The 14,361-nt window shown below is 44.3% G+C and carries 26 protein-coding genes; 3 read left to right on the top strand and 23 right to left on the bottom strand.

Annotated features, from left to right (window positions below):
- Positions 1-254: 254 nt before the first annotated feature.
- The 3 genes from DWY84_RS01310 to DWY84_RS01305 form a co-directional block, all read right to left on the bottom strand.
- Complete coding sequence (locus tag DWY84_RS01310; protein WP_118530142.1) at positions 255-578, bottom strand: hypothetical protein; 324 nt, start codon at positions 576-578, stop codon at positions 255-257.
- Positions 579-858: 280 nt separating this feature from the next.
- Complete coding sequence (locus tag DWY84_RS17285; RefSeq protein ID WP_182434892.1) at positions 859-1,014, bottom strand: hypothetical protein; 156 nt, start codon at positions 1,012-1,014, stop codon at positions 859-861.
- A 106-nt stretch (positions 1,015-1,120) separates the two neighbouring features.
- The gene (locus DWY84_RS01305) at positions 1,121-1,318 is read right to left on the bottom strand and encodes a hypothetical protein (RefSeq protein WP_118530141.1); all 198 of its coding nucleotides are present in this window, start codon (positions 1,316-1,318) and stop codon (positions 1,121-1,123) included.
- Between the two features lie 212 nt (positions 1,319-1,530).
- On the opposite strand from DWY84_RS01305, the gene DWY84_RS01300 reads away from it, so the two are divergent.
- The 3 genes from DWY84_RS01300 to DWY84_RS01290 all read left to right on the top strand — a co-directional run bounded on the left by DWY84_RS01300 (position 1,531) and on the right by DWY84_RS01290 (position 2,582).
- Positions 1,531-1,785, top strand: coding sequence for a hypothetical protein (locus DWY84_RS01300; RefSeq protein ID WP_118530140.1), 255 nt, complete (start codon positions 1,531-1,533; stop codon positions 1,783-1,785).
- An 82-nt stretch (positions 1,786-1,867) separates the two neighbouring features.
- Complete coding sequence (locus DWY84_RS01295; RefSeq protein ID WP_118530138.1) at positions 1,868-2,128, top strand: hypothetical protein; 261 nt, start codon at positions 1,868-1,870, stop codon at positions 2,126-2,128.
- Positions 2,129-2,285: 157 nt separating this feature from the next.
- Positions 2,286-2,582: a hypothetical protein gene (locus tag DWY84_RS01290; RefSeq protein ID WP_118530137.1), complete on the top strand. Its 297-nt coding sequence runs from the start codon at positions 2,286-2,288 to the stop codon at positions 2,580-2,582.
- Between the two features lie 1,072 nt (positions 2,583-3,654).
- Here DWY84_RS01290 and DWY84_RS01285 read toward each other — a convergent pair.
- The 20 genes from DWY84_RS01285 to DWY84_RS01195 all read right to left on the bottom strand — a co-directional run bounded on the left by DWY84_RS01285 (position 3,655) and on the right by DWY84_RS01195 (position 14,151).
- Positions 3,655-4,695, bottom strand: coding sequence for a tyrosine-type recombinase/integrase (locus tag DWY84_RS01285; protein WP_118530135.1), 1,041 nt, complete (start codon positions 4,693-4,695; stop codon positions 3,655-3,657).
- A 98-nt stretch (positions 4,696-4,793) separates the two neighbouring features.
- A complete protein-coding gene (locus DWY84_RS01280) occupies positions 4,794-5,333 on the bottom strand; it encodes a hypothetical protein (protein WP_118530134.1) in 540 nt (179 codons plus the stop codon).
- 4 nt (positions 5,334-5,337) lie between these two features.
- Positions 5,338-5,721: a hypothetical protein gene (locus tag DWY84_RS01275; RefSeq protein ID WP_118530133.1), complete on the bottom strand. Its 384-nt coding sequence runs from the start codon at positions 5,719-5,721 to the stop codon at positions 5,338-5,340.
- 11 nt (positions 5,722-5,732) lie between these two features.
- Entirely contained in the window at positions 5,733-6,434 is a 702-nt protein-coding gene (locus DWY84_RS01270; RefSeq protein WP_243024699.1) for a phosphoadenosine phosphosulfate reductase, read from the bottom strand.
- A 242-nt stretch (positions 6,435-6,676) separates the two neighbouring features.
- On the bottom strand, positions 6,677-6,946 hold the full coding sequence (locus DWY84_RS01265; RefSeq protein WP_118530129.1) for a hypothetical protein: 270 nt from the start codon (positions 6,944-6,946) through the stop codon (positions 6,677-6,679).
- A gap of 16 nt (positions 6,947-6,962) precedes the next feature.
- Positions 6,963-7,328 carry a hypothetical protein gene (locus DWY84_RS01260; protein ID WP_118530127.1) on the bottom strand — a complete coding sequence of 122 codons (366 nt, stop codon included), beginning with the start codon at positions 7,326-7,328 and terminating at the stop codon, positions 6,963-6,965.
- A 36-nt stretch (positions 7,329-7,364) separates the two neighbouring features.
- Positions 7,365-7,868 (bottom strand): Rha family transcriptional regulator, encoded by a 504-nt coding sequence (locus DWY84_RS01255; RefSeq protein ID WP_118530125.1) that lies wholly within the window; start codon positions 7,866-7,868, stop codon positions 7,365-7,367.
- A gap of 14 nt (positions 7,869-7,882) precedes the next feature.
- On the bottom strand, positions 7,883-8,893 hold the full coding sequence (locus tag DWY84_RS01250) for a hypothetical protein (protein WP_118530123.1): 1,011 nt from the start codon (positions 8,891-8,893) through the stop codon (positions 7,883-7,885).
- Positions 8,894-8,914: 21 nt separating this feature from the next.
- Complete coding sequence (locus tag DWY84_RS01245; RefSeq protein WP_118530121.1) at positions 8,915-9,115, bottom strand: hypothetical protein; 201 nt, start codon at positions 9,113-9,115, stop codon at positions 8,915-8,917.
- 18 nt (positions 9,116-9,133) lie between these two features.
- The gene (locus DWY84_RS01240) at positions 9,134-9,514 is read right to left on the bottom strand and encodes a hypothetical protein (RefSeq protein WP_118530119.1); all 381 of its coding nucleotides are present in this window, start codon (positions 9,512-9,514) and stop codon (positions 9,134-9,136) included.
- 18 nt (positions 9,515-9,532) lie between these two features.
- Entirely contained in the window at positions 9,533-10,261 is a 729-nt protein-coding gene (locus tag DWY84_RS01235; RefSeq protein ID WP_118530117.1) for an MBL fold metallo-hydrolase, read from the bottom strand.
- On the bottom strand, positions 10,227-10,490 hold the full coding sequence (locus DWY84_RS01230; RefSeq protein ID WP_118530115.1) for a hypothetical protein: 264 nt from the start codon (positions 10,488-10,490) through the stop codon (positions 10,227-10,229). Before DWY84_RS01230 ends, DWY84_RS01235 begins: the two co-directional genes overlap by 35 nt.
- Positions 10,477-10,878, bottom strand: a complete 402-nt coding sequence (locus DWY84_RS01225) for a YkgJ family cysteine cluster protein (RefSeq protein WP_118530113.1) — start codon at positions 10,876-10,878, stop codon at positions 10,477-10,479. The genes DWY84_RS01230 and DWY84_RS01225 overlap by 14 nt, the downstream gene beginning before the upstream one ends.
- Before the next feature lie 6 nt (positions 10,879-10,884).
- Entirely contained in the window at positions 10,885-11,133 is a 249-nt protein-coding gene (locus DWY84_RS01220; RefSeq protein WP_118530111.1) for a hypothetical protein, read from the bottom strand.
- A gap of 14 nt (positions 11,134-11,147) precedes the next feature.
- The gene (locus tag DWY84_RS01215; protein ID WP_118530109.1) at positions 11,148-12,428 is read right to left on the bottom strand and encodes a DnaB-like helicase C-terminal domain-containing protein; all 1,281 of its coding nucleotides are present in this window, start codon (positions 12,426-12,428) and stop codon (positions 11,148-11,150) included.
- Complete coding sequence (locus tag DWY84_RS01210; RefSeq protein ID WP_147354259.1) at positions 12,425-12,667, bottom strand: hypothetical protein; 243 nt, start codon at positions 12,665-12,667, stop codon at positions 12,425-12,427. The genes DWY84_RS01215 and DWY84_RS01210 overlap by 4 nt, the downstream gene beginning before the upstream one ends.
- A 97-nt stretch (positions 12,668-12,764) precedes the next feature.
- Positions 12,765-13,202 (bottom strand): hypothetical protein, encoded by a 438-nt coding sequence (locus DWY84_RS01205; RefSeq protein ID WP_118530105.1) that lies wholly within the window; start codon positions 13,200-13,202, stop codon positions 12,765-12,767.
- A 25-nt stretch (positions 13,203-13,227) separates the two neighbouring features.
- Positions 13,228-13,404, bottom strand: a complete 177-nt coding sequence (locus DWY84_RS17280) for a hypothetical protein (protein WP_178716297.1) — start codon at positions 13,402-13,404, stop codon at positions 13,228-13,230.
- A 210-nt stretch (positions 13,405-13,614) separates the two neighbouring features.
- Positions 13,615-13,851 (bottom strand): hypothetical protein, encoded by a 237-nt coding sequence (locus DWY84_RS01200; RefSeq protein WP_118530103.1) that lies wholly within the window; start codon positions 13,849-13,851, stop codon positions 13,615-13,617.
- An 18-nt stretch (positions 13,852-13,869) separates the two neighbouring features.
- Positions 13,870-14,151 (bottom strand): hypothetical protein, encoded by a 282-nt coding sequence (locus tag DWY84_RS01195; protein WP_118530101.1) that lies wholly within the window; start codon positions 14,149-14,151, stop codon positions 13,870-13,872.
- Positions 14,152-14,361 lie beyond the last annotated feature (210 nt).

The raw sequence follows: 14,361 nt of genomic DNA, 5'->3' as shown, positions 1-14,361 counted from the left end.
TAATTGCCATTATCATATACATTTTGCTTATTATTGTCAAGCATAAATTTTTATTCTTTCTATTGCCTGTTTTACAATCAGGGCGAAGCAAAAAAGGGAGTCAAAAGAAAATGCACTTTTCTTTTGCTATCCCTTTAGGGATAGTTTTCTTTTTGTAATTGTTATTTACAAAATCTTAGTTTTAAAATCTAATTCTTATATATAACGGCCCAAATATGACCCGTAGCCCTACGGCCCAAATATGACCCATAGCCCTACTTTTTCACACGATAATAATTTACTCTTATTTCGCTTTGCTTTCCTGTCTTTGCATTTATCAAATGATCCCTGTAAGACTCAATCAAATCAGTTTTCAACAGCTCCGCTTTTGCCCTTTTAAGCACTGTCAGACTAAAACCGCAATCATTCGCAAGTTCTTCATTTGACCGAAAGAAATAGTCTGATTCCGCGGATGTATAACGCTGCTCTAGCTCATTGAGTACCACAAAAAGCCACTTCGCATTGATTGACAAGTCCTTGTATGGATCCGTAAAGATCAGCCTGGAAAGCTGCATGTAATTCTTGTTGCCGTGTTTCATCTTCTTGCCTGCTCTGCTCCTTGACATTATACGGACTAGCGGCTAAAATATGGGCAGAAAAAGCCTATACCGCTTATGATCCGATAACCGCCACCGTTCCCCAACGCCCAGGCGGTTATTGATTTTATTATAGCTCATTCTCCCAGATCTGGACACAACAAAAAGAGCCGGTATAATACCGACCCTTTACAACCTTCTCAAATGCTGTTATACTCTTCTTGCTGGAGGGCGGCGGCAAGTTCCGCCCCCCTCTGGATTCTGTGAGCCGCTAGGCTCTTTTTTAATCTTCTAAAGTGCTCTGCAGGTTCTCCAGAACTTTCTGAATCCGTGCATCTTTCTTTTCAACGTCCTTTTCCTCTTTGGCTTCTTTCAGATCATCAATCAGAAATCTAATAAAACCATTAAACTGTTTATCAGTCATTCCCATATCGTTCATGTGCTTCTCCTTTCTCCGCTTGCCCGGTAACTATCATTCGGTTACTACCTCTTGACAGTTTCTATTATAATATAAGTGCGTTATATTGTCAACTATTATATGTGCGTTATTTTAGTATTTTTTCCAATTCATCCAATTTAGAAAGAACTGTATCACGTATAAAAGCCGAATTAGTTTTAGAAAGCTTTAGGGCCTCTATTCTTTCTTTTGTTCCCTTTGGAAAGACAATATTCAGTCTGTAGTTGTTTTTTTCATATTCTCTAACTGCTTTTCTTTGTGCTTCACTCGTTCTCAAATCTCCCATTTTCAACACCTTCCTATATTGATTTATATATAAATAATATCATATGTGCGTTATATTGTCAATTTTATATGTGCGTTATATATTTTGCATAATTACAGTCCATTTATATGTGCGTTATTTTGTCAATTATTCCATCTATACTTTTATATCTATGTGCGTTATAATACAATCATAAAGGACAGCAGACAACCACCAAGAAAGGACAAACCACTATGACAAAGAACGAAGCAAGAAGCGAAATCAAATATTTACTCAATAACATCTTCCTGACTGATGAAGCCGAAGCCATCGACGAAATTTTATCTCTCCAGCTTCCGGAACTTCAGGAGGAAATTGACTACTTCCGCCGCCTTAAAGATCAGGCAGCGCAGGCAGAGCGCACCACCTCCGGCGACGAGCATTTGAAATACAGACACCGCCGGGAATCGCTCAAAAAGATCATGGATCTGATTTATTTATATTTCTAGGCCGTTTGGATTTGCCCGGGTTCGACTCCCGGGACGGCATTAACTCCCCGGCTCCCAGGGTGAAAGGGAAGAAAGAGAACGTATGAAGATTTTACTTGAAAAACTGGAAAAACTGGAAAGAGCCGAAGAGCTCGCCAACCGCGCCGAGGCTGACTATATCAGCGAGCCAGAAAACGAGGAGTTTGAAAAGATCTTCGATCGTGCATATCAAAACGAATTCGCCGCCTATGATGATCTGGCGAAATACATCGTGCAGATAACCAGCGGGGAAATTGATGAAAAGGCTGCGAGAAAGCTCATACATACTAAAAGGAACGAATTGAAAAGCCTTTTACAGGCATAACCGCCGCAGAGGATGCAAGCCCGGCCCGTTACCGGGCGGCGGTGTTTTCCGGAAAAGAAAAGAGGGAATCAAATGACAGCTTTTATTATTGTTTGCGTTTTTGCTGGCGGCTATATGTGCCGCGTAGCTGTTGAGATTATGAAAGGGGAAAAATAAGATGAAAAACTATGAATTTGACAAAATGGGCGGCATCTGGGTAGATCAGGCCCGCGATATCACAGAAAAGGGCGAGTTTGTCGCACATTCTGGAAATTGGGATTTATGGAGCTACTGCGGCACTGTTTACAGTATCCCGGTTAAAGGCTCCGGCTGCAGCGCTTCCGTTTGGTGTACCCTGTCCAATCTGCGGCGGCATCTGTACCACCTGCGCAACGTCTGCGGATATTCCGAGTTAATCCCGGCAGACTGGCAGAACGTAAACTCTGATTTCTTGCGCGGTCTCGGCATCGCGTAAGATGGGTATAATATAGGCGGCTCCATGCTGCCTTTTTCCCGTGCCCGGTGGCACATTTTCGGCGGTTCGATTCCGTCAACGGGGTTTCCGTGTGCATTCCGGCAGGCGTGGCGGCTTGTCGTGCGCGGTGCATACGCTCATACGGTAGCGCATAAGGCCGGGAGACCGTCCCGGAATGATCCAGACAGCCACACAAGAGATATAAGCACATCGGCGGCCCATAGCCGCCCCGAGAACCGCGAGCGGTAAATAACAGCGGGTGACGTGATCCGGGAAAGGATCCCACGCAAGACACGCGGAAAAGTTCGGTTTCCTGCTGCTACCCATAGCAAGCACGGCAAGAGCGCAGGCCGTCACAGCTGCGCCGCCTGGAGCCGGTGCGCCCCAGATTACAACAAACGGCACCCGGAAGCGCACGACACACGCAAAGTATCACAGAACATTTACAATTCAATATAACAGCTATTTGGCGGCTTAATCCGTTTATGGTGAGCGATTCCGCACCGCAACACGAAAACAGGCATAGCGGGCACGTCAGAGCGTCACAGGCATATTTACGGCTTGCGTCTTGTGCGTTGTTGTGCTATGATGAGGCAAAACAATACCAACGCGCAAAATCTGCGCTATCAGTGCGCCCAAATGGATGCAGGGCAAACAGGGAACACTACAGCGACACCCGGTACCATTCCGGCGGCTCTATCTGCTTTTCTGCTGCTGATCCGCTCCGGCCTATATATTTTTGCTGCGCTCATACTGTGCCCAGAGGGTCACGGGCCTAACTGTTTCCAAAATAGAAACTGTTGCGCACGATATACGCCCGCACTGCGCCCGGATCCACACAGGCGGCACCGTTTCGGCTATTCGTATGCCATCCGGCAACCCAACCAGGTAAAATCTCCGCAGTATCCGCGCAATATCCGCGCCCGATTTCCGGCTTTCATTTCGAATTTTCCCCAAACGGTAGATTTCAAAAATTTTCAGTTTTTTAATCTGGACTTTTCATCTGTAAAAAGCGCTACCCGGGGGGGTTCATTTTCTATCACGTTTCCTGGCAGAAAATTTTTTTCCAAAACTATGCCATGCACCGCTGACGCGCAATGCGAAGTGACTCAGGGGTAGATTCTGCATAGTACATGGATGTTACCGCCGGCGAAGCGTGCCCCATGATTTCCTGAATAAGGCCAATATCAGCGCCGCGGTTCTTCAACTCCATTCCAAGGGTTTTGCGGAACTTATGCGGATATGCCCTGCCTTTAATTTCAGAACGCTTTTTCAAGTCTTTCAGAATAGTCCGAATTCCGCCTGCTTTCAGCTGCCCATGCGCCCCGCGGCTATGAACGAACAGATACGGTACGTTGTCTGCTCTGGAATCCAGATATTTTCTCAAATAATGCCGCGCATCGTCATCTAACCAGATAGTCCGGTACTTATCACTCTTTTCACTCTGAATCACGATATCTCCGGTCTGCCAGTCAATCATATCTGTGGTAATGGCCGTGATCTCATTCACACGCGCTCCGGTACTGCGCAGCACTTCCACCAGGGCGCGGTCTCTCGTTGTCTGACAGGCATCCCGCAGCTTTGCCATATCATCCCGCTTAAAATAGTCAATCGGCTTCCGAACAACCTTGCGGCGCTCAGTAACTTCCACCGGGTTGTCCGTCCGCAACCGATTCTTGCGCATCCAGGAGAAGAATGCGGACAAGTAAAGTCTCTCGTTATTGATGGTGCTATTCTGATTGCGCTTGCCGGTAATGCTCATGTTTCGGTTCTCATACCACTGCAGATAATTGTAGATGTCCATATCATCAATTCTCGTCAGTGCTTTCCCGGTCATGGTTGCGATTTGACCGACCGCCCGAAGGTAATTGTCGATCGTAGCTGGTTTGAGGTTCCGTTTCTTGTACTTGAACAACTCCACAATCTGACGGTTCTGCTCTTCCACGCTGTTTCTGACATCCACTGGCAGCAAATTCACTTCTTCCATACTAACGGCGGCAAACTCCTTTGCCAGAACAGTTTCCAGAATTGCCAGCACATCCATCGGCAAATGCTCTTTCATTGCAATCAAAATTCTATCTCTAACCTTAACTTTTGTATCCTGTCCACCCATGTTATCTTCTCCCTTCGCTCCTTATCAAGAACTTACGTTCGGTTGAAAGGTTTTTTATATGCCGGGTGTTACCCCGGCACAAAATTTTTGTTATTCAGTTACTTCAAATCAACCGTAAAATCATCTACGATTGTCCCCTCTGGAATGTAAATTTTATAGTAGTTGGCATCACTGGTAAACCACAGCCAACCACGATGCTTTTCATACCACTCCACCCTATAATCTCCATCAGAATAATATAATACGGCACTATCAGACCTCACCTTATTTGCCACAAATCCTCCGCCATCAACTTTTACCATATACTGATACCAGAGATCTTCATCAATGTATCCTCGCCGCATGTAAACAGTTCCATTTATCATATTGCTGTCACCTAATGCAACAATATGCTCCACTGCGTATGGCTTATCTGATATGGTCCATTCGGCTCTATCTTTTCGGTACTCGCCATAGAAAAACAAAATCATTAAGCCCAACCAGATAATTAGTAGAGCAATTCTTCTCTTGTCCTGCGCTGATGTATCCTTATTGGAGTACATTTCATCAACTGGCTCAAATAGAATTAGAATCTCATAAAGCGTTAAAACGGCCATAGCTGCAATATGAATTAAGATCAGTACATTTGCGCTCGTCATAACATTACCTCAAATCATCAATAGAAAACACCAGACCCTCACAATAGATATCCTGTTGCTCATAAATATCAAACCGCTCGCACGGAATGTCCGTCTCATAAGTCCAGGTTGCCTGAATTCCATTACGGTTCGTTCCGTCACACCACTTGGCATCAATCCAGTTGGCACGTTCCTCGCCCTCCTGATCTACGCCATCACAATCAAAATATACTCGGCCACCATCAAAACATCCACCCTCATCTCGGAATGCTCCTGCAAACTCCATCAGATCATCTGAAGCACCTGTCACCATAACAAGGCCGCTCTGCTTTGCATCTTCCAACACATCCTCAAAACTATCTCCATACTGTCTTCCATTCAGCTTCTCAGCCAGTTCTTTCTTTGTCATATCGAATCTCCTCAATCAATTTTTTCTAAGTTTAAATAGCACATAATTCCGCAGTCCGGAAATATCTCCGTGTTCATGTTCCCGCGGTCTGGATCCAGTTCATCCAAATACACCGGTTGCCCTTTGCTATCCTTCAAAATTGCATGGCCCACCTGACGCTCCAATCTTGCCCGGCTCTCAAAAACCTCTGGGAAATCCTTGCGAATCCGGTTCCAATAACCCATGCCGCCTTTGACGCACCCGATGCAATTATTATTCGGATATCCAAGATCATACATGGTCGGTCTTTCAAAAGAAAATGTTCGTTCAAATAATCCATGCACATCTTCTTTAGAAAGAGCTTTTTCAATCAAAGGGAATTCATGGGCTGCCTGCGGATTTTCTCCCACCAATATGTCAGCCCTGTTTTGTTCTTCCCGGTCAAATCCCCAGACATAAGTCAGTTCGCAATCCTTATGTTCCATTTCCCATTGTTTTCGCACTCGCTTTTTCAGCCAGTTCGTACATGGGGCAAACCCGTTTCGATTATTTTTGAAACCACCAAAAGCCCTCACACAATCCTCAACACAGCTATATTCCTGCGACCGTAGAACCTGTATCTTCTGTCCGATTGCCGCCTCGCAATCCTTAATAAATCTCATGCTATCTGGATGCTGGTCCTTAATGTCTATGTAAATCCACGCATCGACATTTCCTGCTAAGTATCCTGCCATAAAGCTGCTTACTCCTGCGCTGATCCAGCACACCTTCTTTTTCGTCATAACACCACGCTACAAATGCTGTATCGTGGATCACCATTCGTTTGCCCTCAGATTGCAGCCATGTCGTTTCCGGCACAGCTCTTTTCGGCCACGGTGTTGAATTTTTCGGTACGCCACCGCCGTTCACTGCGCACCAACCCGGTTTACCGGGCATTCGTTATTCCTTTCTTCTAATCATTGATTTCATAGTTTCCTCACATTGATTCAAGTAAAACCGTTACCAAGTCAAGTTCCCCATTTTCTTCGATAAATGCTACAGCAAGGAAGCCATTCTCATATCCAGGAGAATCAAAGCCATCTTCCTTGTCTATTCCAAATTTCACTTGCTTATCAGTCAGCATCTTCGTAAGTTCATCTTCCATTGAACAGTAGTTCCCATCCTCGTCTTCGCGGGACTCGGAATAATACTCACCATCTTCCCGATAATACTTTTCAATGCACTGCTCAATAAGTTCTCTAATCATAAAATTTTCTCCATCTTTATTCTTTGCACATCACACTGCCGCCAACATTAATATTTCCGCCAACATCACCGCACGCAACCGAACCAGTAGCATCAATATCACCAGTGACATCACCACAGGTAACTGAACCACGGGCATCAATATAGCCAGTGACATTGCCTTTTACACTGCAACTTCCACCGCATTTAATATCCCAGGCATTGCCATGTACCTCTACGTTTCCGTTGCATTCCACTCCATTAACATCACCATCAATAATGATATTGATATCTCCAACACATTCCTGAATAACCTGCCCATCAACAAAAACCTTACCATTGTTAATGTGTACCCTGTTTCCAGTGCAAGGAATGGTCTTTCCGTTAATCGTTATCTTGTTCATACTGCTTTCTCCATTCTCTGATTGTTCATCAGCTTTTCAGAAATCATTACCAAACAACGAAAGTTGCTCATACCCTGGAGCCTTCACAAAGTCTACCGGAAGGCAGATTCCATACTGTTCGCAGATGATCTTTGCCATCTCAGCTGATTTATATGGAGCACTGCCCTGTTTATCCATCCTACTTGCCAGCGCCTGGATCAGCTTTGCAACCTCTCCCGGATGTTCCGTGAGCAAACGCTGCGGTTCATCCTCCATTTCGTGAAAACGGTTGATATAGCGAGCTGTAAACTCTACCCCCTTCTGACCAGTCATCTTGTGGGCGATAAATTCGCACCCCTTCTTCGTAACAAGAAAACACGGAAGCGTTTTGTTCTGATCGGTAACGTATGTAGATTCCTTAAAGAAATCGGTAAAGCCAATTTTGGCTTCTCCTAACTGCTCCGTATATTTACGAATATCACGCAACAACTTCGCATGTTCTTTTCCGCACCACTCTGCGGCTTCCATCGATGTGATGGTGGTTCTAGTTAATTCATTCACATTATTCACCTCGTTCAGTGCTTGTACTTGTCTTTCGGAAATACATTTTCCAGCTCCACTCCATACCCTTCCATGATATCTTCCAGGGCGAAATAAACACAATCATCCTGGATTTTGGCATGAATTCCCCCTTCGTCAAATACTTCTGAACCAAAAATCTCCTTAAATCGTTCCATGAAATCTTTAAAAAACAGAAGATTGACCCAGACACAAAATTCTTCGCCACAGATCCACCCAAATTCATCAACCCATGAAATATCTGGATCATCTTCATCTGGCTGCATTATCAACTTGTACAATTCCAATTCGTAGTTTTTCTTCATACACACCTCTTCAATTTTCTCTTCGCTGAATGCTTCATTCCTGTTTTCTGCCATTATTGCATCTAAGCGTTCATACTCGGCTTTCTGTGCCTTGCTCCACTCGGGAGTTTCCCGCAACTTCTGCGATGCCACCCAACCTTTATGACAAAAAGGCTGTCCATCCTCTGTACATCCTCCGTAAGTCTGCTTGACAATCCATCCCTCATCTTCCAATATGGATACAAGCGCATCCGTATCTTTATCTGTCAGAAGTAAATAGTGCTTAATCTCCTTCTTTGTGGTTGGAATCCAGCATCCATACCCACAATACACGCCATGATTAATAAAAAGTTCTTTGCCATCCCACAAGAGATTTCGCATATGACCTGACTCTGGATTGTAGATATAAATTTCTTCTTGCCGCCCCAACAGACATACCCCTGCAATCGTGAGATGATACATAGCATTCTTTCTGGCAAGATTGGTTTCTACCATCGCATTCCACATTGGACTATCTCCATCCCCAGTATCGTAATGGTTACGATACGGCTTATAAAAAATTCGTCCGGCTCTCTTATAAGGTCTTTTGTAATCCAAGCCAATACAATGCTCCATGTTCGCAAAAAGAATGTCAGGAAGCTTTCCTTTTGCCTTATGTCCAGACATAACCGTATCCACTATGTCCTTTAAGACATCTATCCACATTTCTTTGCTTAAACTCATAGGTCCTCCCAATCTAACCGATTAATCTTTGCTGTACGGCTTACCACAAAATGGGCAATATGAAACAAGCATTTTCTTACCATTAAATGACTTTCCATTTTCGTCTATTCCCAAAAATCCAACGGCAATTCTTCCAGAAATAACATCTCTATCTAAAAAAACTGCTTTATAACCAAATTTCTCAACCAAACCTTTTTCTTTTTCCGCAATGCAATTACACACTGTTTGCACCTCCAAACCTTAAATAAACTCCGTAATATCATAGATTTTTGATATATCCAGCAATACCTCTCGCATCTCTGCCTTAGACCAAAGCTGCCGATAAAGCATAGCCATGATGCCGTCAAATGTTTCAACACCGAACTGCAGGTTATCATACATTATTTCATCAAACGCCCCATCATCTGTGTAGAACTCCGGCGGCATAAGTGGATATTCAAGCATACGCTCATCTTCATCGTACTCGTAAACACCAGCAAATAATCCGTCTGCATTTTTCGTGACATAGAACCCGCAAGCATCTTTTCGCTTAGTTTTCACTACTCGCCGAGTGCAGGTCTTTCGCCCATCCAGAATTACCCGCACCATGTCTCCGTTAAACAGAATCGGCAAAACCCTCATAACCCTCACGCTCCTTTCCTAAAACGGCTCCGCTTTCAGTTCAACTTCAAGCCCTGGCTCCGCCACCATTACCGGGCAGTCAATCACTGCTGCAATCTTCTCTCGAAATCCAGCCGGATCCCCATTATGATCACTCAGATGGATGAGAACCACATTGCGAAGATCGTACGAAGTATTCGCCCGGACAAAATCTTCCGCAGCTTCAACACTCATATGACCCTGTAAAACATGCCGGCGCTTCTCGCCGCTCTCTTCCGATTCATCCAAATATTCCTTACTGTAGTTGGCTTCGATCAGGATATGATTGACCTCGCTGAATCTGTACTTCACATACTCGGTATCCGTGGCGAACACCAACCGCCCCATATCGGGATGAGTTACTAAGAACCCATTGCACGGGCAGTCATGGATTACTGGAAACGGCTGAACAACAAACCGACTGATTCCAGTCTTATGTTTCGGCGGGAGCGGTTTAATCCGCTCGCCTCCGCATTCCTCGATGTCTGCCGCCGTATCTTCTCCACCGTAAACAGTGATACCGTTTTTCATATACTCCTTGATATGAGCAGCGTGATCGCCGTGCCGATGTGATACCAGGCAGCCAACCACCTTGCCAATCTGCCAGTCAATGGCTTTCTTGACCTCAATCAGCTTACAGCCGGCTTCAATCAGCAAAATCTCATCATCGGCAATCAAGGCGTATCCATTGCCCTTACTGGAACTTCCAATGACTTTTAGCTTCATCATATGCCCCCTCAATTAACTCATCCTTCGGTAAAACAAAGCTTGCCACATTCCCTAACGCACCAAACCCTCTAAGCATTTCCATTGCTTTCAGCACACGATCTGGCGTTGAATACTCCGCAAACAGCAATTGTTCGCCATTCCAAAGCCCATAAATCATTATTCCTTCACTGATAAAAGCTGTCTGCTCATACGGCACATCATACTTCTGATTCTGGCTAATTACTCTCAAAAAACTCCCTCCTCACATCCACGATTCGTCTGTTCTTGCGAAGCTCTTCACGCTTCACCTTTGCCCGCTGTTCGTTGTCACATATAAATTCTCGGCACACAAACGGCCGTACCGGATAAATTCTGCACTTATCTTTCCCCTTGCTGATATCCAAAAACGGGCAAGTCATATCCAGCGGCTGCTTTACCGCCGGGAACATCCGTCTGCATTCTTTGATATCATGCTTACGAATATATCTCCGAATTTCTTTGATCTCCTTGCCATTCATTGGAAGAAGATTGCTGCAGCAGCTGCCGCAGCCTGTGCATTCTCCATCTTTGGTGAAGTTATAGATGTTATCATCCATATCACGTCTTACCTTTTCAAGTGTGCTTATGCACTCAACCATGTTATTTCATCCCCTGTTTTCTTTATAGCCTGGAGCACCTTTACGTTTCCGCTCCTGCTCGTCAATATATGCCCAGATAAGACCTGCGGCGAAACTTGCATGGTACTTGTGAAGGAACTGTCCGCAATCCCTTATCAAACAATCCCAGTATTCATCCACATCCTCCACATTCCAATATTTCTGCACAAGTTTCCAATACTCTGTAAACATGAGCCACATCTCGCTTTCGCGTTGGAACTTCTTCATCCATTCCATGTCCCGCAGACCTCCTAGTCAAATGGTGTTGCTTCATGATGTTGCGTAAAGTTTCCAGCGCCGCCAACTTCGGAAAAGGTCATCCGCGCGCCATCAAAGCTAAGTTCCACCTTAACAAGCTCGCCTTGGCGATTTTTTGCAAGTTTGGAACCTTTTCTAGTAACATCATCCTCGTCCATGTTCCAAAGGAACATGACGAAGGAAGCATCCTGCTCAATATCGCCAGACTCTCGCAGATCCTGTAATTCCGGTTCCTTTGTGGTTCGCGTTTCACTGGTACGATTAAGCTGCGATAACAGGATTATCGGAACCTTCAAATCCATCGCAATAGCCTTTACCGCCTTGGATATAGCACCGACTTCATTAACCCTGTTCGGGTACCACTGATCTGACTGCATAAGCTGCAGGTAATCAATCACTATGTAATCCAGACCAAGGTATTTGCACTCGCTTCTGATTTCAGACGGCTTTACCGGACCACTGTGAAGGTACATATTGTACTCACGTAATTCCTTGTTTGCCAATTCAACACGCTTCCGCTCATCACTCAGATAAGCCTTGGCCTTTCTGACACGTTTAAGTTCAATACCAGATGTTCGGGACAGCATACGCTCATACACCTGCTTTTCTGACATTTCCAGATTGTACAGCGCACCAGTCTTTCCCTCTGCTGACAACGTACTGATAATCTGTGTCACGAATGCCGACTTACCGACCGCCGGACGGGCACCGATAACCATAACATCTCCAGGCTCCAGCAGAACCAGAGCATCATCCAGAAGCTCCATGCCAAATTTAATTCCAATGTCAGGCCGGTCCACGAAATGTTCCTTTTCCTGTTCGTCTACCACCTCGGCAAATGGCTTCAACTTGCTATGCTTGCCCGTCTGCTGCAAAGCTTCCAGCTCCGTCATCAGTTCCCCCAGTTGCTTGTCCACATCATCCGGCTTCGCCTTGAATTTATTAAACAGCCGATACATCTCCCGCGATTTATACTCATTGATCAGCACCTTTGCGTAGCTCACAATCTCAACCGATGTAACCGTGGATTCAAAGCAATCTCTCAGTTCCTGATAAACATCATCATCACCAAAATTCTCAACATGCAGCTTCGGCGCCAAACTAACCAAATTGATTGGATCTCCAATGGCATAAGATTTAACTGCTTCCGCATAAGTCTGACGGTACACCTCGTTCTCAAACATTTCAGCTCGCAGATCTTCGGACACCTTAGCAATGGAATCCGGATCCATCAGAATAGAACCTATAACCGCCCTCTCTGCATGTAAATTCACGCTTTAGCACCTCTCTTGGAATTTTTCTTTTCAAGCAACAGATCCAGCCATGTAACTGTCTCTCTGGTTCCACCTGAAAACTCCAGCACTGCCAGTCTCGGGTACTTTGCGACAACAATGCCCGTTCTCAGCACTCCATCATAAGAACCACCGATGTTCTTTGAACTTGCTTTTACTGTACGAATACGGATTTTGTCCCCCAGTTTCACTTTTCTTCTGAGGGCATCCAGTTCGCTCACTCGAATTCCCTCGTTAATCTTTTCATTCACCTTGCTCATAATTCGAAAGGAAGCCAGATATCTTTTCCCGGCCGGGGCTTCCGCCTCCTTTCATTTTTTATTTAAATGGCTTCTCGGATTCCGTTTTCTTTCCATACATCCTAATACCATTATTTTTAGTCATTCTCACAACCGGAATTCCTCTGTACATCGCCAATGGCTCTCCAATGCCACGAAGCCTATGTAAAATATCAAAAGCCCGGAATTCGTTTTTGCCCAGACAAATGACATCCGGTTTTTCTGGTTGCGAATCATATTCCAACCTTATTCTTTCCTCTACGCCATGCGCATACTGCAATAACGGAACTAAAGCATCTGCAATAAGGCATCCCCAGTCATTCTTGCCACACAAATGCAGAACACCGTCAGGCATAATTAAATCCATATCAATATACGCCCCCCTGTCAGAATAACAAGCGCTATCAAATGGCTTTTGCATATTCTCGGGCGATGAAAAATTAACCTTTTTCACCATTACATCAAATTCTGCGTTCATATAAAAATCTCCTCCAAATTTCAGTTTACCAAAGTATCAAGTCGTGCTCGTCATCAAAAGAATAGTCGGTTATCGGATTCGCAATTCCATCTTCGTCTACAAAATATACTTCTGAATCATCACTATTTTCTTTTAGTTTTCCATCTTCTATTAAGTTTTTCAAAAACATATAAAGCGCATATGCTCCTATTGGATTTTCCAAGCTTCTTTCCCTCCATCAAATCTTACTTTCAGTTTAATCTTTCTACCTTTGTATCTACAAATTTTCTGCCGCATGACGGACAGTATTTTGTGCCGATTTTATGAGGTAGTGATTGTTTGCATTTTGAACAATATTTTTTAACAGTGGCGCAACCACTCATAACTTCTACAAGATAAGCCTTGTCAAAGAACATTTTTACCTCTCCAAATCTTAATTTTCCGATGTTTCTCGCTTTCCATCCAATTCATGAAAATCTGGTTCCCAATCATGCAATTTCATCATCGACACACAACAATGAATTTTCGTGGCACATCCTTCACAGATTTCGCCCAAACTTTCGTTAAATGATATCCTTGGATTTCCTCCATTTGCCTGCAACTGCTGTCTCCAAGTCTCATTGCACGGATCAATTTCTTTTCCACAGATATCACAAAATATTTTTCTCATGACACCCTCCTCCAAATCTTAATATCCTAATGCAATTAATTCCGCTTCTGTGTCTGCTGATGCCACCACAGACACGCAAGTTACAGATGTCGGTTTTGCATTGAGCTCCGGACACAATGCGCGAAATGCATCTTCCAGCTGTTTGATCCCTTCGTTCGTCAGGGCAGATCTTGATGTATTCAGCTGTACTTCGTCTTTGTCTCCATAAATGTTGACAAATTCAATATTCACAGCCGAATGATTCTTATTTTCGTCTTCGGCATAAATACCATGCTTTTTTGTTAATTCTGTGATTGTCATTTTTCTCCTTAATGTGATAATCTTAATTCAATTTTGTCAAAATCTCAGATCTTATGTGTTCAAAAATCTCAAATCACTCTGCGTAATAAAAGCAGTTTCCGTTGCATGTTTCGTATCCGAGTGGGCAATCATCCAAGTCCAGAGGGCTTCTGTGATTCTCATCGACCTCGCAACAAGCGCCACCCGGTAAGCAGTAAACTTCTATTCCAT

It is taken from the genome of Clostridium sp. AF27-2AA, assembly GCF_003478505.1.
Taxonomy (GTDB): Bacteria; Bacillota; Clostridia; order Lachnospirales; family Lachnospiraceae; genus Brotaphodocola.
The sequence above is the reverse complement of the archived record's forward strand: the minus strand, read 5'-3'. Positions and strand labels throughout refer to the sequence as shown.

Coding starts and splice junctions, on each gene's coding strand:
- DWY84_RS01285 (WP_118530135.1), bottom strand. CDS start 4,695: ATGGGTGGACAGGATACAAAAGTTAAGGTTAGAGATAGAATTTTGATT.
- DWY84_RS01270 (WP_243024699.1), bottom strand. CDS start 6,434: ATGGCAGGATACTTAGCAGGAAATGTCGATGCGTGGATTTACATAGAC.
- DWY84_RS01290 (WP_118530137.1), top strand. CDS start 2,286: ATGAAAAACTATGAATTTGACAAAATGGGCGGCATCTGGGTAGATCAG.
- DWY84_RS17285 (WP_182434892.1), bottom strand. CDS start 1,014: ATGAACGATATGGGAATGACTGATAAACAGTTTAATGGTTTTATTAGA.
- DWY84_RS01225 (WP_118530113.1), bottom strand. CDS start 10,878: ATGGTTGAGTGCATAAGCACACTTGAAAAGGTAAGACGTGATATGGAT.
- DWY84_RS01310 (WP_118530142.1), bottom strand. CDS start 578: ATGAAACACGGCAACAAGAATTACATGCAGCTTTCCAGGCTGATCTTT.
- DWY84_RS01220 (WP_118530111.1), bottom strand. CDS start 11,133: ATGGAATGGATGAAGAAGTTCCAACGCGAAAGCGAGATGTGGCTCATG.
- DWY84_RS01265 (WP_118530129.1), bottom strand. CDS start 6,946: ATGATTAGAGAACTTATTGAGCAGTGCATTGAAAAGTATTATCGGGAA.
- DWY84_RS01260 (WP_118530127.1), bottom strand. CDS start 7,328: ATGAACAAGATAACGATTAACGGAAAGACCATTCCTTGCACTGGAAAC.
- DWY84_RS01305 (WP_118530141.1), bottom strand. CDS start 1,318: ATGGGAGATTTGAGAACGAGTGAAGCACAAAGAAAAGCAGTTAGAGAA.
- DWY84_RS01250 (WP_118530123.1), bottom strand. CDS start 8,893: ATGAGTTTAAGCAAAGAAATGTGGATAGATGTCTTAAAGGACATAGTG.
- DWY84_RS01200 (WP_118530103.1), bottom strand. CDS start 13,851: ATGAGAAAAATATTTTGTGATATCTGTGGAAAAGAAATTGATCCGTGC.
- DWY84_RS01275 (WP_118530133.1), bottom strand. CDS start 5,721: ATGACAAAGAAAGAACTGGCTGAGAAGCTGAATGGAAGACAGTATGGA.
- DWY84_RS01235 (WP_118530117.1), bottom strand. CDS start 10,261: ATGATGAAGCTAAAAGTCATTGGAAGTTCCAGTAAGGGCAATGGATAC.
- DWY84_RS01300 (WP_118530140.1), top strand. CDS start 1,531: ATGACAAAGAACGAAGCAAGAAGCGAAATCAAATATTTACTCAATAAC.
- DWY84_RS01195 (WP_118530101.1), bottom strand. CDS start 14,151: ATGACAATCACAGAATTAACAAAAAAGCATGGTATTTATGCCGAAGAC.
- DWY84_RS01240 (WP_118530119.1), bottom strand. CDS start 9,514: ATGAGGGTTTTGCCGATTCTGTTTAACGGAGACATGGTGCGGGTAATT.
- DWY84_RS01295 (WP_118530138.1), top strand. CDS start 1,868: ATGAAGATTTTACTTGAAAAACTGGAAAAACTGGAAAGAGCCGAAGAG.
- DWY84_RS01280 (WP_118530134.1), bottom strand. CDS start 5,333: ATGACGAGCGCAAATGTACTGATCTTAATTCATATTGCAGCTATGGCC.
- DWY84_RS01205 (WP_118530105.1), bottom strand. CDS start 13,202: ATGAACGCAGAATTTGATGTAATGGTGAAAAAGGTTAATTTTTCATCG.